The sequence below is a fragment of the Comamonas sp. UBA7528 genome, from assembly GCF_002479375.1.
Lineage (GTDB): Bacteria > Pseudomonadota > Gammaproteobacteria > Burkholderiales > Burkholderiaceae_C > Comamonas.
Map to the genome: position 1 here is coordinate 470,871 of NZ_DLMU01000005.1, position 20,915 is coordinate 491,785.

At 65.4% G+C, this 20,915-nt stretch carries 20 protein-coding genes; 5 read left to right on the forward strand and 15 right to left on the reverse strand.

The features are described 5' to 3' along the window. The first annotated feature begins 328 nt into the window (after positions 1-328). The gene (locus B3349_RS07915; protein ID WP_291587872.1) at positions 329-3,301 is read left to right on the forward strand and encodes an autotransporter domain-containing protein; all 2,973 of its coding nucleotides are present in this window, start codon (positions 329-331) and stop codon (positions 3,299-3,301) included. 168 nt (positions 3,302-3,469) lie between these two features. On the opposite strand, the gene B3349_RS07920 is transcribed toward B3349_RS07915, so the two are convergent. The 4 genes from B3349_RS07920 to B3349_RS07935 all read right to left on the reverse strand — a co-directional run bounded on the left by B3349_RS07920 (position 3,470) and on the right by B3349_RS07935 (position 6,379). Next, positions 3,470-4,138 (reverse strand): HAD family hydrolase, encoded by a 669-nt coding sequence (locus B3349_RS07920; RefSeq protein ID WP_291587875.1) that lies wholly within the window; start codon positions 4,136-4,138, stop codon positions 3,470-3,472. Between the two features lie 113 nt (positions 4,139-4,251). After that, positions 4,252-4,668, reverse strand: coding sequence for a YchJ family protein (locus B3349_RS07925; RefSeq protein WP_414646861.1), 417 nt, complete (start codon positions 4,666-4,668; stop codon positions 4,252-4,254). After that, positions 4,665-5,369 (reverse strand): DUF4197 domain-containing protein, encoded by a 705-nt coding sequence (locus tag B3349_RS07930; protein WP_291587877.1) that lies wholly within the window; start codon positions 5,367-5,369, stop codon positions 4,665-4,667. The genes B3349_RS07925 and B3349_RS07930 overlap by 4 nt, the downstream gene beginning before the upstream one ends. Positions 5,370-5,566: 197 nt before the next feature. After that, complete coding sequence (locus B3349_RS07935; protein ID WP_291587878.1) at positions 5,567-6,379, reverse strand: alpha/beta fold hydrolase; 813 nt, start codon at positions 6,377-6,379, stop codon at positions 5,567-5,569. A gap of 198 nt (positions 6,380-6,577) precedes the next feature. Here B3349_RS07935 and B3349_RS07940 point away from each other — a divergent pair, with 198 nt between their 5' ends. Continuing rightward, on the forward strand, positions 6,578-7,099 hold the full coding sequence (locus tag B3349_RS07940; protein WP_291587879.1) for an ImmA/IrrE family metallo-endopeptidase: 522 nt from the start codon (positions 6,578-6,580) through the stop codon (positions 7,097-7,099). Positions 7,100-7,171: 72 nt separating this feature from the next. Further along, positions 7,172-7,660 carry a DUF421 domain-containing protein gene (locus B3349_RS07945; RefSeq protein WP_291587881.1) on the forward strand — a complete coding sequence of 163 codons (489 nt, stop codon included), beginning with the start codon at positions 7,172-7,174 and terminating at the stop codon, positions 7,658-7,660. A gap of 33 nt (positions 7,661-7,693) precedes the next feature. Here B3349_RS07945 and B3349_RS07950 read toward each other — a convergent pair whose 3' ends face one another. Further along, positions 7,694-8,494, reverse strand: coding sequence for an alpha/beta fold hydrolase (locus B3349_RS07950; RefSeq protein WP_291587883.1), 801 nt, complete (start codon positions 8,492-8,494; stop codon positions 7,694-7,696). Between the two features lie 315 nt (positions 8,495-8,809). Between B3349_RS07950 and B3349_RS07955 the strand changes: the two genes are divergently transcribed. Continuing rightward, positions 8,810-9,811, forward strand: a complete 1,002-nt coding sequence (locus B3349_RS07955; RefSeq protein WP_291587885.1) for a DMT family transporter — start codon at positions 8,810-8,812, stop codon at positions 9,809-9,811. Between the two features lie 51 nt (positions 9,812-9,862). Here the strand turns inward: B3349_RS07955 and B3349_RS07960 are convergent, their stop codons facing one another. The 10 genes from B3349_RS07960 to B3349_RS08005 all read right to left on the reverse strand — a co-directional run bounded on the left by B3349_RS07960 (position 9,863) and on the right by B3349_RS08005 (position 19,736). Continuing rightward, complete coding sequence (locus B3349_RS07960; RefSeq protein ID WP_291587888.1) at positions 9,863-10,993, reverse strand: acyl-CoA dehydrogenase family protein; 1,131 nt, start codon at positions 10,991-10,993, stop codon at positions 9,863-9,865. Positions 10,994-11,082: 89 nt separating this feature from the next. Continuing rightward, positions 11,083-11,745, reverse strand: a complete 663-nt coding sequence (locus B3349_RS07965) for an SDR family oxidoreductase (protein WP_291587890.1) — start codon at positions 11,743-11,745, stop codon at positions 11,083-11,085. A 69-nt stretch (positions 11,746-11,814) separates the two neighbouring features. Further along, positions 11,815-12,450: a pyridoxamine 5'-phosphate oxidase family protein gene (locus B3349_RS07970; RefSeq protein ID WP_291587891.1), complete on the reverse strand. Its 636-nt coding sequence runs from the start codon at positions 12,448-12,450 to the stop codon at positions 11,815-11,817. A gap of 10 nt (positions 12,451-12,460) precedes the next feature. Then, complete coding sequence (locus B3349_RS07975; protein WP_291587893.1) at positions 12,461-13,558, reverse strand: hypothetical protein; 1,098 nt, start codon at positions 13,556-13,558, stop codon at positions 12,461-12,463. 175 nt (positions 13,559-13,733) lie between these two features. Beyond that, positions 13,734-14,918 (reverse strand): acetyl-CoA C-acyltransferase, encoded by a 1,185-nt coding sequence (locus tag B3349_RS07980; RefSeq protein WP_291587895.1) that lies wholly within the window; start codon positions 14,916-14,918, stop codon positions 13,734-13,736. Positions 14,919-14,977: 59 nt separating this feature from the next. Next, positions 14,978-16,783: a bifunctional isocitrate dehydrogenase kinase/phosphatase gene (gene aceK, locus B3349_RS07985; RefSeq protein ID WP_291587897.1), complete on the reverse strand. Its 1,806-nt coding sequence runs from the start codon at positions 16,781-16,783 to the stop codon at positions 14,978-14,980. Positions 16,784-16,869: 86 nt separating this feature from the next. Continuing rightward, a complete protein-coding gene (can, locus tag B3349_RS07990; RefSeq protein WP_291587898.1) occupies positions 16,870-17,535 on the reverse strand; it encodes a carbonate dehydratase in 666 nt (221 codons plus the stop codon). 46 nt (positions 17,536-17,581) lie between these two features. Beyond that, a complete protein-coding gene (locus tag B3349_RS07995; protein ID WP_291587900.1) occupies positions 17,582-18,763 on the reverse strand; it encodes an isovaleryl-CoA dehydrogenase in 1,182 nt (393 codons plus the stop codon). 55 nt (positions 18,764-18,818) lie between these two features. Beyond that, positions 18,819-19,265: a PaaI family thioesterase gene (locus tag B3349_RS08000; protein WP_291587903.1), complete on the reverse strand. Its 447-nt coding sequence runs from the start codon at positions 19,263-19,265 to the stop codon at positions 18,819-18,821. Between the two features lie 45 nt (positions 19,266-19,310). Further along, complete coding sequence (locus tag B3349_RS08005; RefSeq protein WP_066539884.1) at positions 19,311-19,736, reverse strand: MerR family transcriptional regulator; 426 nt, start codon at positions 19,734-19,736, stop codon at positions 19,311-19,313. A 155-nt stretch (positions 19,737-19,891) separates the two neighbouring features. Between B3349_RS08005 and B3349_RS08010 the strand changes: the two genes are divergently transcribed. Next, complete coding sequence (locus tag B3349_RS08010) at positions 19,892-20,656, forward strand: class II glutamine amidotransferase (RefSeq protein ID WP_218333135.1); 765 nt, start codon at positions 19,892-19,894, stop codon at positions 20,654-20,656. The last annotated feature ends 259 nt before the right edge of the window (positions 20,657-20,915 follow it).

Sequence of the window (20,915 nt, forward strand, 5' to 3'; positions counted from 1 at the left end):
GCGGATCCCCCATCGCACGCAGTCAGCCGTCCCCCCTCCAACACGGCACGCTGCTGCACGAGATCACGGCCCTGCGGCGTGCCATGTCCCATGAACCATCCCGCGCAGACAGGCCTCTGCCACACCGGCTATGGAAATGGCGCCACAAGGAACCGTGCTGCAGCCCATGTGCGCATGGGCCTCCGTGGCAAACGCCAAAGAACAAGCTTACCCAATTGTTAAATTTTGTAATTTTTACCTTACAGTGCACTACCGTTCGTCGCTGCGCAGCGCATGCGGCAGCGGGGCTGGCAACCCATCAGCCCCGGAAACACTGGAACTCCCCTTCATGAACCGCATTTACCACAGCATCTGGAACGCCACCTTGGGTACCTGGGTGGCAGCCCCCGAAACCGCACGCACAGGCGGCACCAGCCTTCGCCGCGCCCGCCTGGCACTGTCTTTTCCGTCGGCCGACCTGCCTGCATGGAAACCCTTGGCCGCCGCGCTGGCAATGGGGCTGATGAGCATGGGCGCTGCGGCCTATTCACCGCCCGACATCGATGTGGCTGCGGGCGTCAGCGAGACCATGACGGCAGTCAACTACCCCGATAACGAGTTCGCTGGCGGCAACATTGCCGCCACCGGAACGCTGGACGTCACCAGCGGCTACACCCTGATCAACGCCTATGGCACGTTGAACAACGACGGCACACTGAACAACCATGGCACGCTGATCAGCTTGGGAACGTTCAACAACCATATCGACGGCCAGTTGACCAATGAAGGCGGCGACGAACTCCGTAACAAGGGCACGCTCACCAACGACGGAACACTCACCAACAGTGATGGCCAGTTGGTCAATGACGCGTTCGGCACGCTGAACAACAACGGCACGCTGATCAACAGCGTCGCCAACCAACTGAACAATTACGGTACGCTAAACAACAACACTGGTGCCACGCTGAAGAACACTGGTGGTACGTTGACCAACTACCACACGCTGAACAACGACGGCACCTTGACCAACAACGGGTCGCTGAGCAATGCCAATGATCTGCAGGCCTCGCCTGGCAGCGGGCTGTTCAATACCGGCACGCTGATCAACAACGGCGTGCTGTACAACGGAACCACAGGCAATGCGAGCAGCGTGCTGCGCAATGAGGGCACCTTGACCAACAATGGCTCGCTGGTTAATTACGCCTCGCTGGACAATGCCGGCACCCTGACCATCAACGACATACTGACCAACCACGGCACACTCACCAACAGTGGCACCTTGCACCTGTCCAATGCTATGCAAGGCTATAGCGGGCTGGTCAACGCCGGCACTCTGTTCAACAGCGCCAGCGGTCAACTGGACATCGACAGCGGTAGCCGGCTGCACAACAACGGCACGCTGACCACGGAAGGCACGATCAGCAACGCAGGCACCCTGAAAAACAACGCCACGGGCACCGTGTCCGTTGGTACCGGTGGCACCAGCGGTACGCTGGTGGGCAATGTGGTCAACGACGGAACCTTGGTCTTCAACCGCAGCGACTCAGCCGTCTATGCTGGCGCAGTCTCCGGTACAGGTACCTTGCAAAAAGATGGCGCCGGTTTCCTGATCCTGACTGGCAACAGCAGCAGCTACAACGGCGCTACCGTGGTGGCAGCAGGTACCTTGCTGCTGACCGACACCGGCAAACTGGGCGGCAATCTGACCGTGGCCAGCGGTGCCACCCTGGCCGGTATCGGCAGCCTGGGCGGCACAGGCAGTGTGACCACCATTGAAAACGGCGGCACCATCGCCACCGGCCTGATGGCGGCTGCCAGCACGCCTTACGGCACGCTGCGCGTGCTGGGGGACCTGGTGATGCAGGCCGGCTCCACCTATCTGGTTCAGACCGATCCCAACTCCGACAGCAGCAGCCTGATCAAGGTGGCAGGCACGGCCACACTGGCAGGCAGTGCGCTGCATGTGGGCGTCCAATCCAATGCCGCCACCGACTACCAAGTGGGCAAAACCTACACCATCCTGAGTGCCAGCCAGATCAACGGCACCTTCAGTTCGGTCACTTCGAACTATGCCTATCTGGATGCCGCCCTGGGCTATCTGCAAACCAATGACACCACCACCGACGTGACGCTGCAGCTGCAGCGCAAGGGCAGCAGCACGGGAGGCGGCGACATGGGCTTTGCCGAGCTGGCTGATACCCGCAACCAGTCCTCCGTGGCCAACGCCATCGGCAGCCTGCCCAGCAGCAGCGCCCTCTACCAGTTTGTGGAGAAGCTGCCAGCAGGCACACCGGCGGCAGTGCTGGCCAGCCTGTCCGGCGATGTGCAGGCCAGCGTGGGCAGCAGCCTGGTGGGCCTGGGGGCCTATGCCCCCAGCGTCAGCGGCCAGCATCTGCGCAACAACATGACGGCCGGCTTCCGTGCTGGCGCCCCGGTGGCGCAAAGCGACGGTCCGCTGCCCGCATCGGCCTGGCCTTCGTCCAAAGCCCTGCCTGCCTGGGCCGAGGTGGTGGGCCACTGGCAGCGCTATGAAGGCGACGGCAATGCGGCCCAGCTGAAGCAGCGCACCACCGGCCTGTTCCTGGGTATGGACGAGGAAGTGGGCACCAGCGGCTGGCGCCTGGGCGGATCGCTGGGCTACACCCAGGCCGACGGCAAGGTGGCAGACCGCTCCTCCGAGTCGGACGTGAACAGCTACAGCGCAGCCGTGTACGGCGGCAAGAGCTTTGGCACCGGTACCGGCCCGCGCATCAATGTGCTGGGCGGCCTGGCCTACACCTGGCACGACATCGAGACCACACGCAAGGTGCAGAGCCTGGGCCAGACCCTGAAGGCGGACTACAGCGCACACACAGCACAACTGTTTGCCGAAGTGGGTTACGCCATCGGCCAGTACGACAAGGTGGGATTCGAGCCCTTTGTGGGCGTGAGCCTGGGCCAGCAGCGCACGGGCAGCTTCCAGGAGCGCGGCGGTTTTGCGGCGCTGCATGGCAGCAGCAGCACCGACGACCTGGCCAGCACCACCTTGGGTCTGCGCGTGCACAGCGACATCCAGCTGGCGGGCAAGGAAGGCCGTGTACGTGCCACCGTGGGCTGGCGCCATGCGTTTGGCGATGTGGCCCAGTCCAAGACCATGGCGTTTGAAGGCGGCCAGAACTTCACCGTGGCCGGCGCACCGCTGGCCCGTAACACCGCCGTGCTGGGCCTGGAGGCCGATGTGGCCCTGTCCCGCAGCGCAGCCCTGGTGCTGGGCTACCAGGGCGAGATGGGCAGCGGCCAGCGTGACCACTCCGCGAGCGTGAAGCTGCGCTGGGCTTTCTAAGCGCGGAGCGCATTGCGTGCAAACCCCTGCCGGTGCACACCGGCAGGGGTTTTTTCATGGACAGAGCAGAAGCGGGGCAGCAGCTCTCCGAAGACCAGGGACTCGCCCCCTGCAGGCGATTCGGACGTTCTGCGCCAGCCCTGCGGCGACACCCGACGCATCACCGCATCACAGGATGCCCAGCAGCCGCGGCAGATCCGCCATATCGTCAAACACATGGACGGCACCGGCTTCCAGCAGCTGCGCAGGCGTGGAATGCGCGCCCACCTTGGGGCAGAAACCCCAGACCGTGGCGCCGGCACGCACGCCGGCGGTCAGGCCGGGGACCGAGTCTTCGATCACCAGGCAGCGGGCCGGATCGGCCTGCACGGCGGCGGCGGCGGCCAGGTACACATCGGGCCAGGGCTTGGTGCGCGGCAGGTCGTGGCCGCTGAAGACATGCTCGCCAAAGAAGGGGGACAGGCCCACTTTCTCCAGCTGCATCACCACCTTGGGTTTGTCGGCACCGCTGGCCACGGCCATCTTGCCGGCCAGGCGGGTGGACAGCTGGGCCACGGCAGACACTGCCCCGTCGATCGGCTCCAGCTCGGCGCGCAGGCGCTGGTTGCGACGCTCGTAGAACTCGGCCATCCAGGCGTCCGTCAGCGGCTGGCCGGTTTCGGCTTCGATCAGCGGCGCTTTGCTGCGCACGGTGTGGCCGACAAAGACGCGCATGCATTCTTCTTCGCCCAGCGCCCAGCCGGATGCATTGAGCATGCCGTGCAGCACGCGGTTGGTGATGGTTTCGCTGTCGACGAGCACGCCGTCGCAGTCGAACAAAATGGCTTCAAATTGCATAGCTGTCTGTGTGCGCACCCAGCGCGCTGTCACCCCATGGCATCAAAGAATCAAACGCTTCCCACTGCATGCAGCGCAGGGGTAAAACGGTCAGGCCGCCCAGGGCGGCCCGCTCAGAACTGCGCACCGTCGACGTAATACCAGCGCCCCGCTTCCTGCACAAAGCGGCTGCGCTCATGCAGTCGCACGGCGCGTCCAGCCACGCGAAAGCGGGCCACAAACTCCACCTCGGCAGTGTCTGCACCGGTGGCCACAAAGTCCTTGACCTGCAGACCCAGCCATTTGGCGCCGGGCTCGAATGTCAGCTCAGGCGGACGCTGGCTGCTGTGCCAGGTGGCCAGCAGATAGTGCACGTTCTCGCACACAAAGGCGGTATAGCGCGAGCGCATCAGGTGCTCGGCGTCCGGTGCCGGTGCGGTCTCCCAGTGGTCGATGAAGCGGCCGCAGCACGCACTGTAGGCCAACGGCTTTCCCTTGGTTTCGCGCCCGCAGGGGCAGGCCGTGGAAACGGCGATCCCTGCGGTGCTCACTTCAGCGCCCCGAACACTTTTTGCAGCAGCGCGCTGCCGGCACCCACGGGATCGCGGCGCAGGGCGCGTTCCTGCTCGCCAATGGTGGTGAACAGTCCATCCAGCGTCTTGCCGGTCACATACTGGGCCAGATTGGCCTCTTCGGCTTTCAGCAGGCCGAAGCCCGCTGCCTTGCCCGCCAACTGGTTGTACTGCGCCACCAGGCCGAGCTTGTCCGTTTCGCGGGTGACGATGGGCAGAAAGCGCTCGGCCAGCGGCGCACGCGTCTTGCTGGCAAAGAACTGGGTGACCGAGGTGTCACCGCCGCCCAGAATGCTTTTGGCGTCCGCCACCGTCATGCTTTGCACGGCCTGCAGCAGCACCGCCTTGCCTTCGGGCACCGCTGCTTCGGCGGCGCGGTTGAGCGTGGTCTCCAACTCCTCCACCCGCTGGGCCATGCCAAAGCGCCTGAGCAGCTTGGCGGCATCGGCCAGCTGGCCCGGCAGCGGAATGCGCACCTGCGGGTTGGACAGAAAACCATTGGGCTTGCCCAGCACCGACACGGCGGCTTCCGCCCCCTGGGTGAGCGCGGCTTTGACGCCGCTGCTGGCTTCGGCATTGGTCAGTTGGGACAGGTTCAGCGCCTGTGCCTGGGACCATGCGCCCAGCAACAGGGTGCCGGCAAAGCCGGTGGCGGCATGGTGAAAATCGCGTCGCTGCATGGACGGAGGGCTCCTGAATGCGGTGGCGCGGCCGGTGTGCGCGCCCAGCCCGGGATTGTTGCAGACCGCTGCACCGCCGGCCGGGGCACGGCGCCATGGCCGCGCTGCGCACTGCACCATGCGCAGCGGGCCGCGCCCAGGCCCACCGCAGGCACTGCCCCGCAGAATGCGGTGCCTCAGCATCGGCTACGCGCGGATCAGGCCGCCACCAGGTGCATGTCCGGCTCACCCACATGGGCCAGAAAACGGGCCATGGCCGCTTCCACCTCGGCCGGGTGGGTCAGGTGGGGTGCATGGCCTGCACCGGGAATCTGCAGCCAGCGGCCATTCGGCAGCTCCTGCGCCATGGCCTGGGCGCGCGGGATGCTGACACAGACATCGCGCCCGCCATGGATCACCAGTGCCGGTTGCTCCAGCGCAGCCACCCGGCCGGTCAGGTCATCGCGCCCGGCAAAGGCGGCAAAGCAGCGCAGCAGCTGGGCGGGTTGCCAGCACGCCCACTTGGCCTGCCATTCGGTGATGCCATGCCAGCCGGCATCGACCAGCCGGTGGGCCACGCCCTTGGCCATGGGGTCGGACAGTCCCCCGGCCGCCCACTCCTGCACCAGCGAGGTATGGCCGGGCAGCTTTTGCGGGTCTTCGGTGCTGGCCTGCGTGCCCATCAGCACCAGCGCGCGCACCCGTGCGGAATGGCGCAGTGCACAACGCAGCGCCACCTGCCCACCCTGCGAGACGCCCACCACCACGGCCTTGCGGATGTCCAGATGCGCCAGCAGCGCGTCCAGGTCATCGGCCAGATCGTCGTAGCTGAAGTCCTGCAGCGGGCCTTCGCTGCGGCCATGGCCGCGCGCGTCCCAGCTGATGCAACGCCACTGCGATCGGAAGCGTTGTGCCAGCCCATGGAACATGCTGCCGTCCATGAGAAAACTGTGGGCAAACACCAGCGCCGGCTTGGCGCCGTGGGTGTCTTCGTAATGGATGTACTGTCCGCGCAGGTTGGTGATCGGCATGCGGTGCTCCGCAGGCGGTTTGTATTGCAACGCAACATTCAAGACATCATTTTTATCGACCCCAGCATCCGCCTTTGCTGGTGTGCATGTCATACCCTTGCCTGTACTGTAGCGGGCAAACACCCATTGCGGTACACCGTCCGGGCACCGTAATCGTGGGCTGTACCACCCGCATTCGGACCATCGGATAATGGTCCCATGGCACTGCTCGCGGAAGGCATTCTGAAGACGCACTGGGACCAATCGGTTCCGGTCAATCTGGCGCGCCTGGCCAAGGCCATGCGGCTGGTGGTGGCGCTGGGCGATACGGGCGAAGCCTGTGCCGTGCTGGACATCTCACCGCAACGCAAGGCCTGTGTCACCATCGGCCGCCAGCACCCCATCACCTTGCAGCGCTATGGCGTGGCCCATGCCATCGCCCACCTGGCACTGCACCACCTGCGCCCCGGCATGCAGCGCGCCATCTGCATCAGCGGCAGCTACCACGCCGATCACAGCCAGCGCCAGGACAGTGAGGCCAACGACTTCGCCCTGCAGTTGCTGATGCCCGAATCCGTGCTGCGCTTCACCGTGGAGGGCGGCCATGCCCGCACGCTGCAGGAGCTGGCCCATCTGTTCGAGGTGCCGGAGATTCTGGTCAAACAGCGCCTGGCCGACCTGGACCTGCCCATTCCCAAGACCCTGGCCCAGCGCCTGGACCCCAGCGTGGCCTGGGACTGATTGCAGCCCTGCCGCACGCGCTGCCGGCAATCCGCGTTATCGTGGCCCCATCCTGGGTTCAAGGAGCATGCGATGTGGCAGTTGGCAGTCCCCTGGTGGGAATTGGTCGTGCGCGGTGTGGTCGTGTACCTGTTCCTGCTGGTCTTTCTGCGCCTGACCGGGCGGCGCCAGACGGGGCAGTACGCACCATTCGATCTGGTGCTGCTGCTGATCCTGTCGAACGCCGTGCAGAACTCCATGAATGCGGGCGACAACTCCCTGACAGGCGGTCTGGTCAGCGCCGGCACCTTGATCGGCTGCCATGTGCTGCTGGCCCGGCTGAGCTATCGCTACCCGCGCCTGCGGCATTGGATCGATGGCCGCCCCAAGGTGCTGATCCGTGAGGGCGTGGTGCAGCAAGCCCTGCTGCGGCAGGAGCAGATCACCGCCGACGACCTGTCCGCCGCACTGCGCGCCAACGGCTGCCTGAACGCCCATGCGGTGGAGCGCGCCACCATCGAAACCAATGGCCAGATCACCGTGGTGCTGCGCCGCCGCATCCCGGACCTGGACGGGATCTGAAGCGCAGCACCCAGGACGCCGTCCACACCATGTTCACCCCTGCGGCGCCAACGTGCCCAGAAAAGCCTGCATGGCGGCGTTGACCAGCTGCGGGTGGGTCAGATTGGGGGCGTGGCCAGCCCCCTCGATCTCCACCCACCGGGCGCGCGGCAACGCATCGGCCATGGCACGGGCCCGTTCCAGGGTGATGGCACGGTCCTGCGTGCCGTGGATCACCAGCGCCGGCGCACGGATCTCGCCCATGCGGGCCGAGATATCGTCGCGCGCATCCAGCGTGGCAAAGCATTGCTGCAGATTGGCCGCATCCACCCCCTGCCAGATGCGCTTCCATGCGGCTGCGTCCTCCCAGCCGTCGCCCAGGATGGTGCGCTCCAGGCCGGTGGCCATGTCCGCATCCAGCCCTTGTTGCGACCAGCGCGCCACCACCGCCTGGTGGGCCGGCATCTTGGCGGGGTCCTCGTTCAGCGCCTGGGTGTCGATCAGTACCAGGGCCCGTACACGCTGCGGGTGGGTCAGCGCCGCGCGCAGCGACAGATAGCCGCCCTGGGACATGCCCACCAGCACGGCACGCTCCACACCCAGGTGGTCCAGCAGCGCCACCAGATCGTTCGCCGAATCGTAATAGCTGAACGGCGCACACTGCCCCGGCGTGGCCGTGGCGCCATGGCCGCGCTCGTCCCAGCTGATGCAGCGCCAGCCATGGCGAAACGCGGCCACCTGGGGCGCAAACATGCGGTGATCCATCAGCAGACCGTGGGAGAACACCAGGACGGGGGCACTGCCTCCTGTATCTTCGTAAAACAGGCGCTGGCCGTTGACGGTGGCAAAAGGCATGCAACTTCTCCTGGGCATGGGTCCAAAGCTGCATGCTGGCCCCAAGCCACTGCGGGCCGCCACCGTGCCAACCCCGGGGGCGCGTCACCGGCAGGACAGGCCTAGCACGCGTGCTGCAGCGGCGCTGGCAGCGCCGCCAATCCCGTACTGCCGGCATCAGCCTGGGGCCCCCGCGCCGCAGCCCTGGATGCTGCGGCGCACAATCCCGCCGACCATGTGCCCCTTTCCCTGCCCGCTGCCTGTGGCGCTGCTGCGCCCGGTGTCCCATCCCGTTCTTTGCACTGCAGCGCGGCATCCCACGCCATGAACGCCGGCATGCGATGGGGCATCCTGTGCGGCGTGGCGGCAGGGGCGTTGTGGGGCCTGGTGTTTGTGGTGCCACTGCTGCTGCCGGACTATCCCGCGCCGCTGCTGGCATTTGGCCGCTACCTGGCATTCGGCCTGATCGCCCTGCCCCTGGCCTGGTGGGACCGCACGGCCCTGGCCCAACTGCGCCGTGCCGACTGGCTGCAAGCCCTGCGCCTGGCCGCCATCGGCAACATCACCTTCTACCTGCTCTTGACCAGCGCCATCCAGCTGGCAGGGGTTCCCCTGCCCACCCTGATCGCCAGTGGCGCGCTGCCGGTGGCGATTGCCGTGGCCTCCAACCTGCGCGCCGGTCGCACAGCCCTGCCGTGGGGCCAGCTGTTTCCATCACTGGGATTGATCCTGGGCGGTATCGCGCTGGTCAACCAGCACGAACTGCAAGCCCTGCGGCACAGCAGCGCCAGCCAGCTGGAAAGCTACGGTGTGGGCATCGGGCTGGCCTTGATCGCCATGCTGTGCTGGACCTGGTACCCCATCCGCAACGCCGCCTGGCTGCGCGCCCACCCCGGCGTTTCATCCCGCACCTGGGCAACAGCCCAGGGGCTGGTGACGCTGCCCATGGCGCTGGTGGGTTTTGCGATTTCCTGGCTGTGGCTGCAGCAGGACGGGCTGGGCTTCACCACCCCGCTGGGGCCGCGGCCCTGGGAATTTGTCTGCGGCATGTTCGCTGCCGGCCTGGTGGGCTCCTGGCTGGGCGCGCTGTGCTGGAATGCGGCCTGCCAGCACCTGCCCACCACCATGTCGGGCCAGTTGATCGTCTGCGAAACCCTGTCCGCCCTGGCATACAGTTTTGCACTGCGCCAGCAGTTCCCGCCGGCCGAAACCCTGGCGGGCATTGCCCTGCTGGTCGCCGGCGTGCTGTGGGCTCTGCACAGCCGGGGGGCACGGCCCCCGCAGGCAGCGCCAGCAAAGCGTGCCCCCCAACGCACCCTCCTTCAGCCGCCGCACTGAAGCAGCCGCAGCAGGCGGCCCACAGAACCGCCGCCTGTGCCCCCGGCCGGCTTACGCCAGTGCCCGCTGGATGATGATTTTCTGCACGTCGCTGGTGCCTTCGTAGATCTGGCACACCCGCACATCGCGGTAAATGCGTTCCACCGGGAAATCGCTGACCACGCCATAGCCCCCCAGGGTCTGGATGGCCATGCTGCAGACACGCTCAGCCATCTCGCTGGCAAACAGCTTGGCCATGGCGGCTTCCTTCAGACAGGGTCGGCCGGCATCGCGCAGGCTGGCGGCGTGCCAGATCAACTGCCGGGCCGCTTCGATCTGCGTCGCACAGTCTGCGAGCCGAAAACCCACGGCCTGGTGGTTGAAGATGGGCTGGCCAAAACTCTCGCGCTCCTTGCTGTAGGCCAGCGCGGCCTCGAATGCTGCACGCGCCATGCCCACGCTCTGCGCGGCAATGCCGATGCGCCCGCCTTCCAGTGCGGACAGGGCGATCTTGTAGCCCTCGCCTTCGGCGCCCACCCGGAGGGAGGCCGGAATGCGGCACTGATCGAAATTGATCTGCGCGGTGTCGCTGGAATGCTGGCCCAGCTTGTCTTCCAGCCGCGCCACCTGGTAGCCGGGGTTACTGGTGGGAACCAGAAAGGCGCTCATGCCCTTCTTGCCGGCGGCCTTGTCGGTGACGGCAATCACAATGGCCACATCGCCGTTCTGGCCGCTGGTGATGAACTGCTTGACGCCATTGATCACATAGTCGTCCCCGTCTCGGGTGGCCGTGGTACGCAGCGCCGATGCGTCGGAGCCCACATGCGGCTCGGTCAGGCAGAACGCGCCCAGCATGGCCCCCTGCGCCAGCGGGCGCAGCCATTTTTCCTGTTGCTGGGCATTGCCGTACTTCATCAGGATGGCGTTGACCGGGCAGTTGGTCACGCTGATGACGGTGCTGGTGCCCCCGTCGCCGGCCGCAATCTCTTCCAGCACCAGGGCCAGACTGATGTAATCCAGGCCCGCTCCGCCCAGCTCTTCCGGCACGCAGATCCCGTAGGCCCCCAGGGCCGCCAGGCCCTGGTGCACATCCTTGGGAAAGTGGTGTTCCTTGTCCCAGCGCGCTGCATGGGGGGTGATTTGCTCGCGCACAAAGTCGCGCACCGCATCGCGGATCATTTCCTGGTCAGGGGTCAGCAGCATGTTCTTGTCTCCAGCCGGTGTTGTTGTAGGTCATCAGAGCCAGCGGCTTGTGCTCCGGCCATGCACACAAGCCGCCTTGGTTTCAGTGGCTAGCCATCCAGCCGGTGTCCGTTGCGGTGCAGCAGATGGCCGCCGTCCTCGGCAGAGACCTGCGCCAGCGTCTGCACCAGGGCCTGCACGCTTTGCTCGACGGTGATGGTGGCACCGAGGCCACCCATCTCGGTCTGCACCCAGCCGGGGTCCAGCGCCACAATGCGGGCACGCGGCCACTGCGGCTGGCTGCTGGCCACCACCATGTTCAGTGCGGCCTTGCTGGCGCGGTACAGCCAGGCATCCGGCTCCGCCTCGCTCAGGCGCGACATGCTGCTGCTGACCAGGCCGAACACGCCGCCCGCTGCCTCGACCAGCGGTGCCACCTGGGGCAGTGCCTGCATGGCGCCCAGCACATTGGTGTGCATGACGCGGTCAAACTCAGATTGGCTGGGGGGGACGTCGGCGGGCAGATCGCTCCAGACACCGGCCACGTACAGCGCCAGGTCCACCGCTTCACCGTCCAGTTGCCAGGCCAGGCCGCTGACGCTGGCGGGATCGGCCACATCCACCACCAGCACCTCCGCACCTTCGCCCCGCAGGCGGGTTGTGTCGGCAGGATTGCGCACGGTGGCAATCACCCGGTGGCCTTGTGCCACATAGGCTTGCACCAGCCCCAAGCCGATGCCGCGCGAGGCGCCAATGATCAGTACCAAGGCCATGGAGGCTCCTGTAAGAGTGAAAAGAAATGCGGTGGGCACATCGGCGCCAGCGCCCTGTGCGGGTGGGCTTCAGCCAATGCTGCCCCCGGGTTGCTCGGCAGCGATCTGCACCCGGTAGCGGTGCTCCATCTGCTCTTGCGTTTCGGTGGGGGCGGCCATGCCGATCTGGGAATGGATCATCTGGTTCATCGTCGGCAGCACGTTGCGCGCCACCTGGGCTTCGGCCTGCCACAGCCGGGAACGCATCAGCGCCTTGGCACAGTGCAGATAAGCCTCCTGCACCTGCACTTCGATCACCAGCTTGGGGTGGAAGTGCGGGCCGGCAAACAGCGCCGTGTAATGCCCTTCGTCACGCAGCTTGGCCGTCCCGTTGACGCGCAGCGTCTCGTTGATGCCGGGCACCATGAACAGCAGGCCGATGCGCGGATCGCGCAGCAGATTGCTCAGGCTGTCCAGCCGGTTGTTGCCGCCGGCGTCGGGAATCATCAGCGTGCGGGGGTCGGGGGCCTTCACAAAACCGGGAGCCCCGCCCCGCGGCGAGGCATCCATCAGGCTGCCGGCGTTGCCCCCCGTGGCGATCACACAGAAAGGCGACAGCGCAATGAAGCGCAGGCAATGCCGGTCCAGATCGACCTGCTGCTTGAGCAGGGCCCGCTCGGCCGGCATGGCGTACAGCTGCCGCAGCTGCTCTTCACTGGTGATCATGGTGCTCCTCCTAGGCCTGATCGGCCGCGTGACGGTCCTGGCGGTGGATGGCGCCGTACATGCCCAGGTATTCGCGCCAGGACGGGTCGTATTCCAGCGCCAGCGCCGCTTCCAGACCGGGCGCATGCTCGGCGGCCAGCTGGCGGGCCAGCTGCGCGGCGGCATCCGGGTCGTCCACATAGAAAGCCGCCACCCGGAAGTCCATGCCTTCCATGCGCGTGAACGCCAGAATGCCGCGCTGCTGCCGCAGCAGCTCGGCGTCCAGCGCATCCTGGGCGTCGCGGGCGCTGTCCAGGCTTTCCTGGCTGTCGATCGGGAAGCGCAGCGTCAGGAAATAGGACAGATCGGCGCGGGTGGCCAGGGCATGGGCGCTGTCGTGGAAGGTCAGCAGATCCGGGGCATCGTCCTCATCGGCATCCCGGGAACGCACTTCCAGCGAGATCCAGCGGTCGTTCTCCTCCTGCGGGAAGCTGTAGGTGCGGCCCAGCACCTCGCGCTGGAAGGCATCGAACACGGCGGGAAACTGCGACAGCGGCGAGGCCTCGGCGGCTGCTTCCACAAAGTCGACCGGCCCCACGCGCACGGAAAAATCCCACTCGCCCAGCACATGGTCCAGCAGGATGAAGGCCATGTGCCGGGCATGCTCCTGCATGGCGTCCGGCACGGCCTTGGCGAACGCCAAGTCCAGGCCGATGATGCCGCCCGCGTCATAGGGCGCCACCAGCACATCGTCGCAGGACAGCTCGAAGTCCTGCATCCCCATGGCAAAGTTACCGCTGGCCGTGCGGCTGCGGAACGCCTGCACGGTGTAGCCCTCCAGGCGGGGGGCCTGACGCACCAGCGCCTGGGCGTTCTCAAACTGTTCGATATTGCCGTGGGCCGTGACCACCAGGCGGGCACAGGCCTGGGCCGGCACGCCTTCCAGCTCCAGCGACAGCCCGGGCGCCTGGCGCTTGAGCAGCGCATTGGCCTCTTCGACGAAGGCGCGGCCATCCAGCGCCTCCCATGCGGCCAGCTGGCCGGAAAATTCAGTCCAGAAGGCGGCAATCTGTGGGGCGCTCAAGGGCGCGGCAGCATGGCGGTCGTCTTCGGGCAGTTCTGCTTGCATACGGAAATCCAAGGAAAAAAGGCCGCAGGCAAGGGAAACCGCGCATACGGCCGGTGGCACATGGGACGACTGTAAAGCAAGCCGCCCTGTGCCCCGCGCCGGGAAACGGTGTCAAGCGACGCCGGGACGCGGCCTCCACCACCCCGGCCGCCCTCATGGGCGGCAGGGACGGCGCTCACACCAGCTCGATGGCCATGGCCGTGCCTTCGCCGCCACCGATGCACAGCGTGGCCAGGCCCTTCTTCTTGCCATGGGTTTGCAGCGCGTGGATCAGCGTGACCAGAATGCGCGCACCGCTGGCCCCGATGGGGTGACCCAGGGCGCAGGCACCGCCGTGCACATTGACCTTGTCGTGCGGCACCTTCAGCTCGGCCATCAGCGCCATGGGCACCACGGCAAAGGCTTCGTTCACTTCCCAAAGGTCCACATCGTCCACCTTCCAGCCGGCCTTCTTCAGCGCTTTCTCGGTGGCGCCGACCGGGGCCGTGGTGAACCATTCGGGCGCCTGGGCGTGGCTGGCATGGGCCACGATGCGTGCCAGCGGCTTGCAGCCCAGCTGCTTGGCCGTGGATTCACGCATCAGCACCATGGCGGCCGCGCCGTCGTTGATGCTGGAGCTGGACGCGGCGGTGATGGTGCCGTCCTTCTTGAACGCCGGCTTGAGGGCGGTGATCTTGTCCAGCTTGGCCTTGGCCGGGCCTTCGTCCACACTCACGGTCACATCGCCCTTGCGGGTCTTGAGGGTGACGGGGGTGATTTCGGCGGCGAACGCACCGCTCTGGGCAGCGTGCTGTGCGCGCTGCACGCTGGCAATGGCAAAGGCATCCTGCGCCTCGCGGGTGAACTGGTACTTGGCCGCGCAGTCTTCGCCAAAGGTCCCCATGGAGCGGCCGGCCTCATAGGCATCTTCCAGACCGTCCAGCATCATGTGGTCATAGACCTTGTCGTGGCCCATGCGGTAGCCGCCCCGGCCCTTTTTCAGCAGATAGGGCGCATTGGTCATGCTTTCCATGCCGCCCGAGACCATCACCTCGCGGCTGCCAGCGATCAGCTGGTCGTGGGCCAGGATGGTGGCTTCCATGCCGGCGCCGCACATCTTGGACAGGGTCACCGCGCCGGTGCTTTGCGGCAGACCGCCCTTGAAGCCGGCCTGGCGGGCCGGTGCCTGGCCCTGGCCCGCCATCAGGCAGTTGCCGAACAGCACTTCCTCGACCTGTTCGGGCCGGATGCCGGCGCGCTGCACGGCGGCTGCAATCGCAGCACCGCCCAGGTCATGGGCGGCCAGATCGGAAAAATCGCCCTGGAAGGCACCCATGGGGGTGCGGGCGGCGCTGACGATGACGACGGGGTCTTGGTGCATGGTGATCTCCTTGGGTTGTTATGGATATGCGAGGGAAAGCAGAACCGTTGCAGACGGCCTCAGCCGACGGCATCGGCGGTCAGACGACGGGTTCTGTCGTAGGGAAAGACGTCGTGCATATGGCCTTGCTGTATGCGTTCCTTGTGCCCTTGCCAGAACGACGGCTCCAGCAGATCGGCGTGGTGGCGCATGAAGACCTCGCGCACGGCGGGGTGGCCCAGCAGAAAGGGGCCGAAGGTCTCGGGAAACACGTCGCGCGGTCCGACATGCCACCAGATTTCGCCGGACATCTCGTCCTCTTCATTGCGCGGCGCAGGCACGGCGCGGAACTGGCAGTCGGTCAGGTATTCGATCTCGTCATAGTCGTAGAACACCACCTTGCCGCCGCGCGTGACGCCAAAGTTCTTCCACAGCATGTCGCCGGGAAAGATGTTGGCCGCCACCAGCTCCTTGATGGCGTTGCCGTACTCAATGACCGAACGCTCCATGTTCGCCTTGGCGCGCGGGTTGTCCAGCCCGGCATCGAAGCATTCCTGCAGGTACATGTTCAGCGGCACCAGGCGCCGCTCGATATAGACATGGCTGAGGATGACCTCCTGTTGGCCGTCGCCATCGCGGTCGCTGATCTCCAGCTGGCTGGGGGCGAACGCCTGGATCTCGGCAATCAGCGCGTCGGAAAAGCGCTCGCGCGGAAAGGCCACCAGGCTGTACTCCAGCGTGTCGGCCATGCGCCCCACCCGGTCATGCTGCTTGACCAGTCGGTATTTGCTCTGCACCAGCTCGCGCGTGGTGTCCTTCGGGGGCGGAAACTTGTCCTTGATCAGCTTGAACACATAGGGAAAGCTGGGCAGGTCGAATACCAGCATCACCATGCCCTTGATACCCGGCGCAATGCGGAACTGGTCGCTGGAATGGCGCAGGTGGTGCAGAAAGTCGCGGTAGAACAGCGTCTTGCCCTGCTTGGCCAGGCCCAGGGCGTTGTAGATCTCGGCGCGGGGCTTGCGCGGCATCAGGCTGCGCAGAAAGCCCACATAGGCGCTGGGCACGGCCATGTCGACCATGAAGTAGGCCCGCGCAAAGCTGAACAGCCCGTGCAGATCGTCCTCGCCGAACAGTGCCGCATGCAGCACCAGCGTGCCTTCGTGGCTGTGCAGAATGGGAATGGCCAGCGGCAGCTCGGTGTAGCCGGTGATGATCTTGCCCACCAGGTAGGCGCCCTTGTTGCGGTAGAACAGGCTGGAGAGCACCTGGATCTGGAAGTTGGCCCGCAGCATCAGCCCCTCCAGACGCTGCTGCACCCGCACCGTCAGCGCAGCGATGTCGCGCTCCAGGTCTTCATACGGGCATTGCAGCGCCAGGTCGGCGATCAGTTGCTGCAGGATCTGGGGCAGGGCCTGCAGCGACGCCGGGTAGTAGGCACGGTAGGCCGGCGCATCCCCGGGATCGCGGCTTTCCAGGTACTCGGTGCTGACGGCCGGCCGCACAAAGATGAAGTTGTTGTGGAAATGCGTGCGGTGCAGGATCTTGGTGGTGACGGAGTTGAAGAAGGTCTCCGCCAGCTCGGGCTGCAGGTGGTCCACCATCAGCCCGATGTAGTGCAGCTTGACCTGCTGCCACACCGGCATGGGCAGCAGCCCGGCGTGGAATTCCGCCTCCAGGCGTTGCACGCATTCCGTGACCCGCAGGTCATAGAAGGCAATGCGCTCGCGCTGGGCGCATTGCTGGCCGTTCCAGTCGGCCTGCTCGAACCGGCGCTTGGCCCGGGCGGACTCGGCCCGGAACAGCTGGTAGTGGCGGTTGAAACCGTCCATCATCGCCTGGGCGATGTCATAGGCCTGGGGGGCATCCAGTCGCTGCGGGAACATACAGATAGCTCGCGGTTCAGGGGTGCTCTACAAAAAGCCCAGGCCCATGCCTCAGGCGGCGGCGCCCAGCCAAGGGCGCCTCGGGATCAGTCGCGCTGGCGGGAAGCCACCATCTCGACAGCCTTCTGGTGCACTTCGTGCAGGCCGCCTTCGCCCGGCACGGTCATGTGCAGGTTGGTGATGTGGCCGTTCTTCAGGCTGTAGCACCAGCCGTGCAGCGCCACCTTCTGGCCGCGGGCCCAGGCGTCCTGCAGCACCGTGCTCTGGGCCACATTCATCACCTGTTCGATGGCGTTCAGCTCGCACAGCACATCATGGCGGTGTTGCACGGGCGTGGCCTTGATCAGGTCGTAGTGTTTGTCGCGCACGTCGCGCACATGGCGGGTCCAGTTGTCGGCCAGACCCAGGCGCACGCCTTCCAGCGCCGCCAGCACGCCGCCGCAGCCGTAGTGGCCCACGACCATCAGGTGTTCCACCTTCAGGTGGTCCACAGCGTACTGGATGGTGGTCAGCGCGTTCAGGTCACTGGGCACCACCACGTTGGCCACGTTGCGGTGCACAAAGACTTCGCCCGGCTCCAGGCCGGTGATCTGGTTGGCGGGCACCCGGCTGTCGGAACAGCCGATCCACATGTACTTGGGTTTTTGTTGCGCCATCAGCCCGGTGAAGAAACCGGGGCGGTCGCGCTCCATCTGGGCAGCCCATTCCTTGTTGTGCACAAACAGGTCATCGATGGAGGTACTGGTCGTCATGTGGCGTTCCTTTGTGGTTCTGGGAAGCGGCGCCGCCCACCCCTGCTCAGCAGGTTTCGGCAAACAATTCGCGGCCAATCAGCATGCGACGAATTTCGCTGGTGCCGGCGCCAATCTCATAGAGTTTCGCATCTCGCCACAAACGACCGAGCGGGTACTCGTTGATATACCCATTGCCGCCATAGATTTGCACGCCCTCGCCGGCCATCCAGGTGGCTTTTTCCGCGCACCACAGAATGACGCTGGCGCAGTCCTTACGCACCTGGCGCACATGGTCGGTGCCCAGCATGTCCAGGTTCTTGGCCACGGTGTAGGCGAACGAACGGCCGGCCTGCAGCACGGTGTACATATCGGCCACCTTGCCCTGGATGAGCTGGAACTCCCCAATGCTCTGACCGAACTGCTTGCGGTCGTGGATATAGGGCACCACGTTGTCCATCACGCTCTGCATGATGCCCAGCGGGCCGCCGGTCAGCACGGCGCGTTCATAGTCCAGGCCGCTCATCAGCACCTTGGCACCGCCGTTGACTTGGCCCAGCACGTTCTCGCTGGGCACCTCCACGTTCTGGAACACCAGTTCGCCCGTGTGGCTGCCGCGCATGCCCAGCTTGTCCAGCTTCTGCGCAATCGAAAAGCCTTTCATGCCCTTTTCGATCAGGAAGGCCGTCACGCCGCGCGCGCCCAGCTCGGGCTCGCTCTTGGCGTAGACCACCAGGGTGTCGGCATCCGGGCCGTTGGTGATCCACATCTTGCTGCCGTTGAGCAGGTAATAGCCGCCCTTGTCCTCGGCCTTGAGCTTCATGCTGATCACGTCGGAGCCCGCGCCGGGCTCGCTCATGGCCAGGGCCCCCACATGCTCGCCGCTGATCAGCTTGGGCAGGTATTTGGCCTTTTGCGCTGCATTGCCGTTGCGGTTGATCTGGTTCACGCACAGATTGCTGTGCGCGCCATAGGACAGCCCCACCGATGCGCTGGCGCGCGAAATCTCTTCCATGGCCACCATGTGGGCCAGATATCCCATGTCGGCACCGCCATATTCTTCCGACACGGTGATGCCCAGCACGCCGAGATCGCCGAACTTGCGCCACAGGTCCATGGGGAACTGGTCGCTACGGTCGATGTCGGCGGCACGGGGGGCAATTTCGCGCTGTGCAAATTCACGCACCGCGTCGCGCAGCGCATCAATGTCTTCGCCCAGCTGGAAGTTCAGGCCTGGCAGATTGCTCATTCTTTGTCTCCTGGTGATAGGTATGGCGAGAGGCCGGTGGCTGTTCTGTGCAGCCTTATTTGCCGGCGATGCCGGAACGCCCCTGCACGGCCATCAAGGTGCAGTGCATGGTGGCGGCCAGTTTTTCTACTCCGTTGTCGATGGCATAGGCCCGGCCTTCGGCCACCACGATGGTGCGCCCCGGCTTGAGCACCCGGCCTTCACAACGGAAACGCTGGCCCTTGGCGGGGGCCAGCAGATTGGTCTTGAATTCGATCGTCAGCACCCCGGCGTCTTCCGGCATCAGGCTGAAGCCGGCATAGCCGCAGGCCGAGTCCAGGGCCGCCGACAGCATGCCGGCATGGATGAAGCCATGCTGCTGCGTCAGGCCGGGCGCCCAGTCAAAGCTGATGTCCACTTCGCCCGGCGCCAGATGCGTGAGCTGCGCCCCCAGCGTGCCCATGGCCCCTTGCTGCGCAAAGCTCTCGCGCACCCGGTCCAGGGCGGCTTTGTCTGCGGCCATGGTGTCTCCTGTTCATTCTTTACGTTGACGTTAACGTCAATCGCATTATGAGACCTCATTGCCCCCCAGCTTGTCAAGTAGTTGACGCGCTTCCGCCTCATGCTCCATGACTTCTTCCAGGTTGGCCTGCAGATCGGCCAGGCGCTCTTCCAGCTGCAGACGGTGCGCACCCAGCACCTGCAGAAATTTTTTCAGCTGCATGCCCGTGTCCCGTGGGCTGTCGTACATATCGATGATTTCCTTGGCTTCCGACAGCGACAGCCCCAGCCGCTTGGCCCGCAGCGTCAGGCGCAGCCGGGTACGGTCACGTGGGCTGTAGACACGGTTGCGCCCGCCGGGGCCGGTGCGCTCGGGCTGCAGCAGCCCCATGTCCTCATAGAAGCGCATGGCACGGGTGGTCAGATCGAACTCTTTGGCCAGATCGCTGATGCTGTAACTCACAGACGCGGAAGGGGAAGACTCGGTATGCATGGGCTCAACAGTACGCGAAACGCCCGATTGTGCCTGTCACCCGTGCCCGCCGGTAGCGGGTCAGCACCCGCCCGCTTTGCTGCAGCATTGCGCGCCAATGCCCGCTTTGCAGGTTAGGCTATGCCTCTTTGTATTTGGATTGCCGGAACCGCACCATGTGCCAGCTGCTTGGAATGAATTGCAACACCCCGACGGACGTGCGCTTTAGCTTCAGCGGCTTTGCACAGCGTGCCGGCAACACCGGCGATCACACCGACGGCTGGGGCATCGCCTTCTTCGAAGACAAGGGCCTGCGCCATTTTGTGGACCATGAACGTGCCATCGACTCGCCGGTGGCCCAGCTCATCCGCCAGTACCCCATCAAAAGCCAGAACGTCATCGCCCACATCCGCAAGGCCACGCAGGGCGTGGTCAGCCTGCAGAACTGCCACCCTTTCGTGCGGGAGCTGTGGGGCCGCAACTGGGTTTTCGCCCACAACGGCGATCTCAAGGGCTTCGCCCCCAAGCTGCACGCCCACTTCCACCCCGTGGGCAGCACAGACAGCGAACTGGCCTTCTGCTGGATCATGCAGGAGCTGTGGAAGTCGCACGCCGGCGTGCCCAGCATCGAAGAGCTCACACTGACCTTGCGTGAACTGGCCGCCCGGATCGCGCCGCACGGTACCTTCAACTTCCTGCTCTCCAGCGGGGAAGCGCTGTGGGCCCATGCCACCACCCACCTGTGCTACACCGAGCGGCGCCACCCCTTCGCCCAGGCCCACCTGGCCGACGAAGACCTGAGCGTGGACTTTGCCAGCGAAACCACGCCCAACGACCGGGTGGCCATCATCGTCACCAGCCCACTCACCAAGAACGAGCAGTGGAACACCTTTGAAAAAGGCGAGTTGATGGTGTTTGTGGACGGCCAGCGCCGCATGTGATGCCGGCGCCGCTCCCAGGGCAGCACCTGGGACAGTGCCCAGGCCCCGAAGGCGCCTGCCGATGCCGGATGCGGCTGCAGTACTTTCAATTAGTGCCTTCAGCCATTCCCCTCATCCCATAAATAAAAAAGAGCACGCGCAGCGTGCTCTTTTTTATGGGGTTGTCTGTCTGCAGATAAACGACGGCGGATTGAATAATGGATGGGCCTTGGCTGGGCCACATGCATTTCTGCACCGCCAAAAACAAAACCCCCAGCCT

Excerpts from the sequence above, each read along its gene's own strand:
- B3349_RS07995 (WP_291587900.1), bottom strand. The coding sequence starts at position 18,763 with ATGAGCAATCTGCCAGGCCTGAACTTCCAGCTGGGCGAAGACATTGAT.
- aceK (WP_291587897.1), bottom strand. The coding sequence starts at position 16,783 with ATGTTCCCGCAGCGACTGGATGCCCCCCAGGCCTATGACATCGCCCAG.
- B3349_RS07965 (WP_291587890.1), bottom strand. The coding sequence starts at position 11,745 with ATGGCCTTGGTACTGATCATTGGCGCCTCGCGCGGCATCGGCTTGGGG.
- B3349_RS07970 (WP_291587891.1), bottom strand. The coding sequence starts at position 12,450 with ATGATCACCAGTGAAGAGCAGCTGCGGCAGCTGTACGCCATGCCGGCC.
- B3349_RS07960 (WP_291587888.1), bottom strand. The coding sequence starts at position 10,993 with ATGCTGCTGACCCCTGACCAGGAAATGATCCGCGATGCGGTGCGCGAC.
- B3349_RS07980 (WP_291587895.1), bottom strand. The coding sequence starts at position 14,918 with ATGCACCAAGACCCCGTCGTCATCGTCAGCGCCGCCCGCACCCCCATG.
- B3349_RS07940 (WP_291587879.1), top strand. The coding sequence starts at position 6,578 with ATGGCACTGCTCGCGGAAGGCATTCTGAAGACGCACTGGGACCAATCG.
- can (WP_291587898.1), bottom strand. The coding sequence starts at position 17,535 with ATGACGACCAGTACCTCCATCGATGACCTGTTTGTGCACAACAAGGAA.
- B3349_RS07975 (WP_291587893.1), bottom strand. The coding sequence starts at position 13,558 with ATGCAAGCAGAACTGCCCGAAGACGACCGCCATGCTGCCGCGCCCTTG.
- B3349_RS07920 (WP_291587875.1), bottom strand. The coding sequence starts at position 4,138 with ATGCAATTTGAAGCCATTTTGTTCGACTGCGACGGCGTGCTCGTCGAC.
- B3349_RS08000 (WP_291587903.1), bottom strand. The coding sequence starts at position 19,265 with ATGGCCGCAGACAAAGCCGCCCTGGACCGGGTGCGCGAGAGCTTTGCG.
- B3349_RS08010 (WP_218333135.1), top strand. The coding sequence starts at position 19,892 with ATGTGCCAGCTGCTTGGAATGAATTGCAACACCCCGACGGACGTGCGC.
- B3349_RS07945 (WP_291587881.1), top strand. The coding sequence starts at position 7,172 with ATGTGGCAGTTGGCAGTCCCCTGGTGGGAATTGGTCGTGCGCGGTGTG.
- B3349_RS07950 (WP_291587883.1), bottom strand. The coding sequence starts at position 8,494 with ATGCCTTTTGCCACCGTCAACGGCCAGCGCCTGTTTTACGAAGATACA.
- B3349_RS07935 (WP_291587878.1), bottom strand. The coding sequence starts at position 6,379 with ATGCCGATCACCAACCTGCGCGGACAGTACATCCATTACGAAGACACC.
- B3349_RS07955 (WP_291587885.1), top strand. The coding sequence starts at position 8,810 with ATGCGATGGGGCATCCTGTGCGGCGTGGCGGCAGGGGCGTTGTGGGGC.
- B3349_RS07915 (WP_291587872.1), top strand. The coding sequence starts at position 329 with ATGAACCGCATTTACCACAGCATCTGGAACGCCACCTTGGGTACCTGG.
- B3349_RS07930 (WP_291587877.1), bottom strand. The coding sequence starts at position 5,369 with ATGCAGCGACGCGATTTTCACCATGCCGCCACCGGCTTTGCCGGCACC.
- B3349_RS08005 (WP_066539884.1), bottom strand. The coding sequence starts at position 19,736 with ATGCATACCGAGTCTTCCCCTTCCGCGTCTGTGAGTTACAGCATCAGC.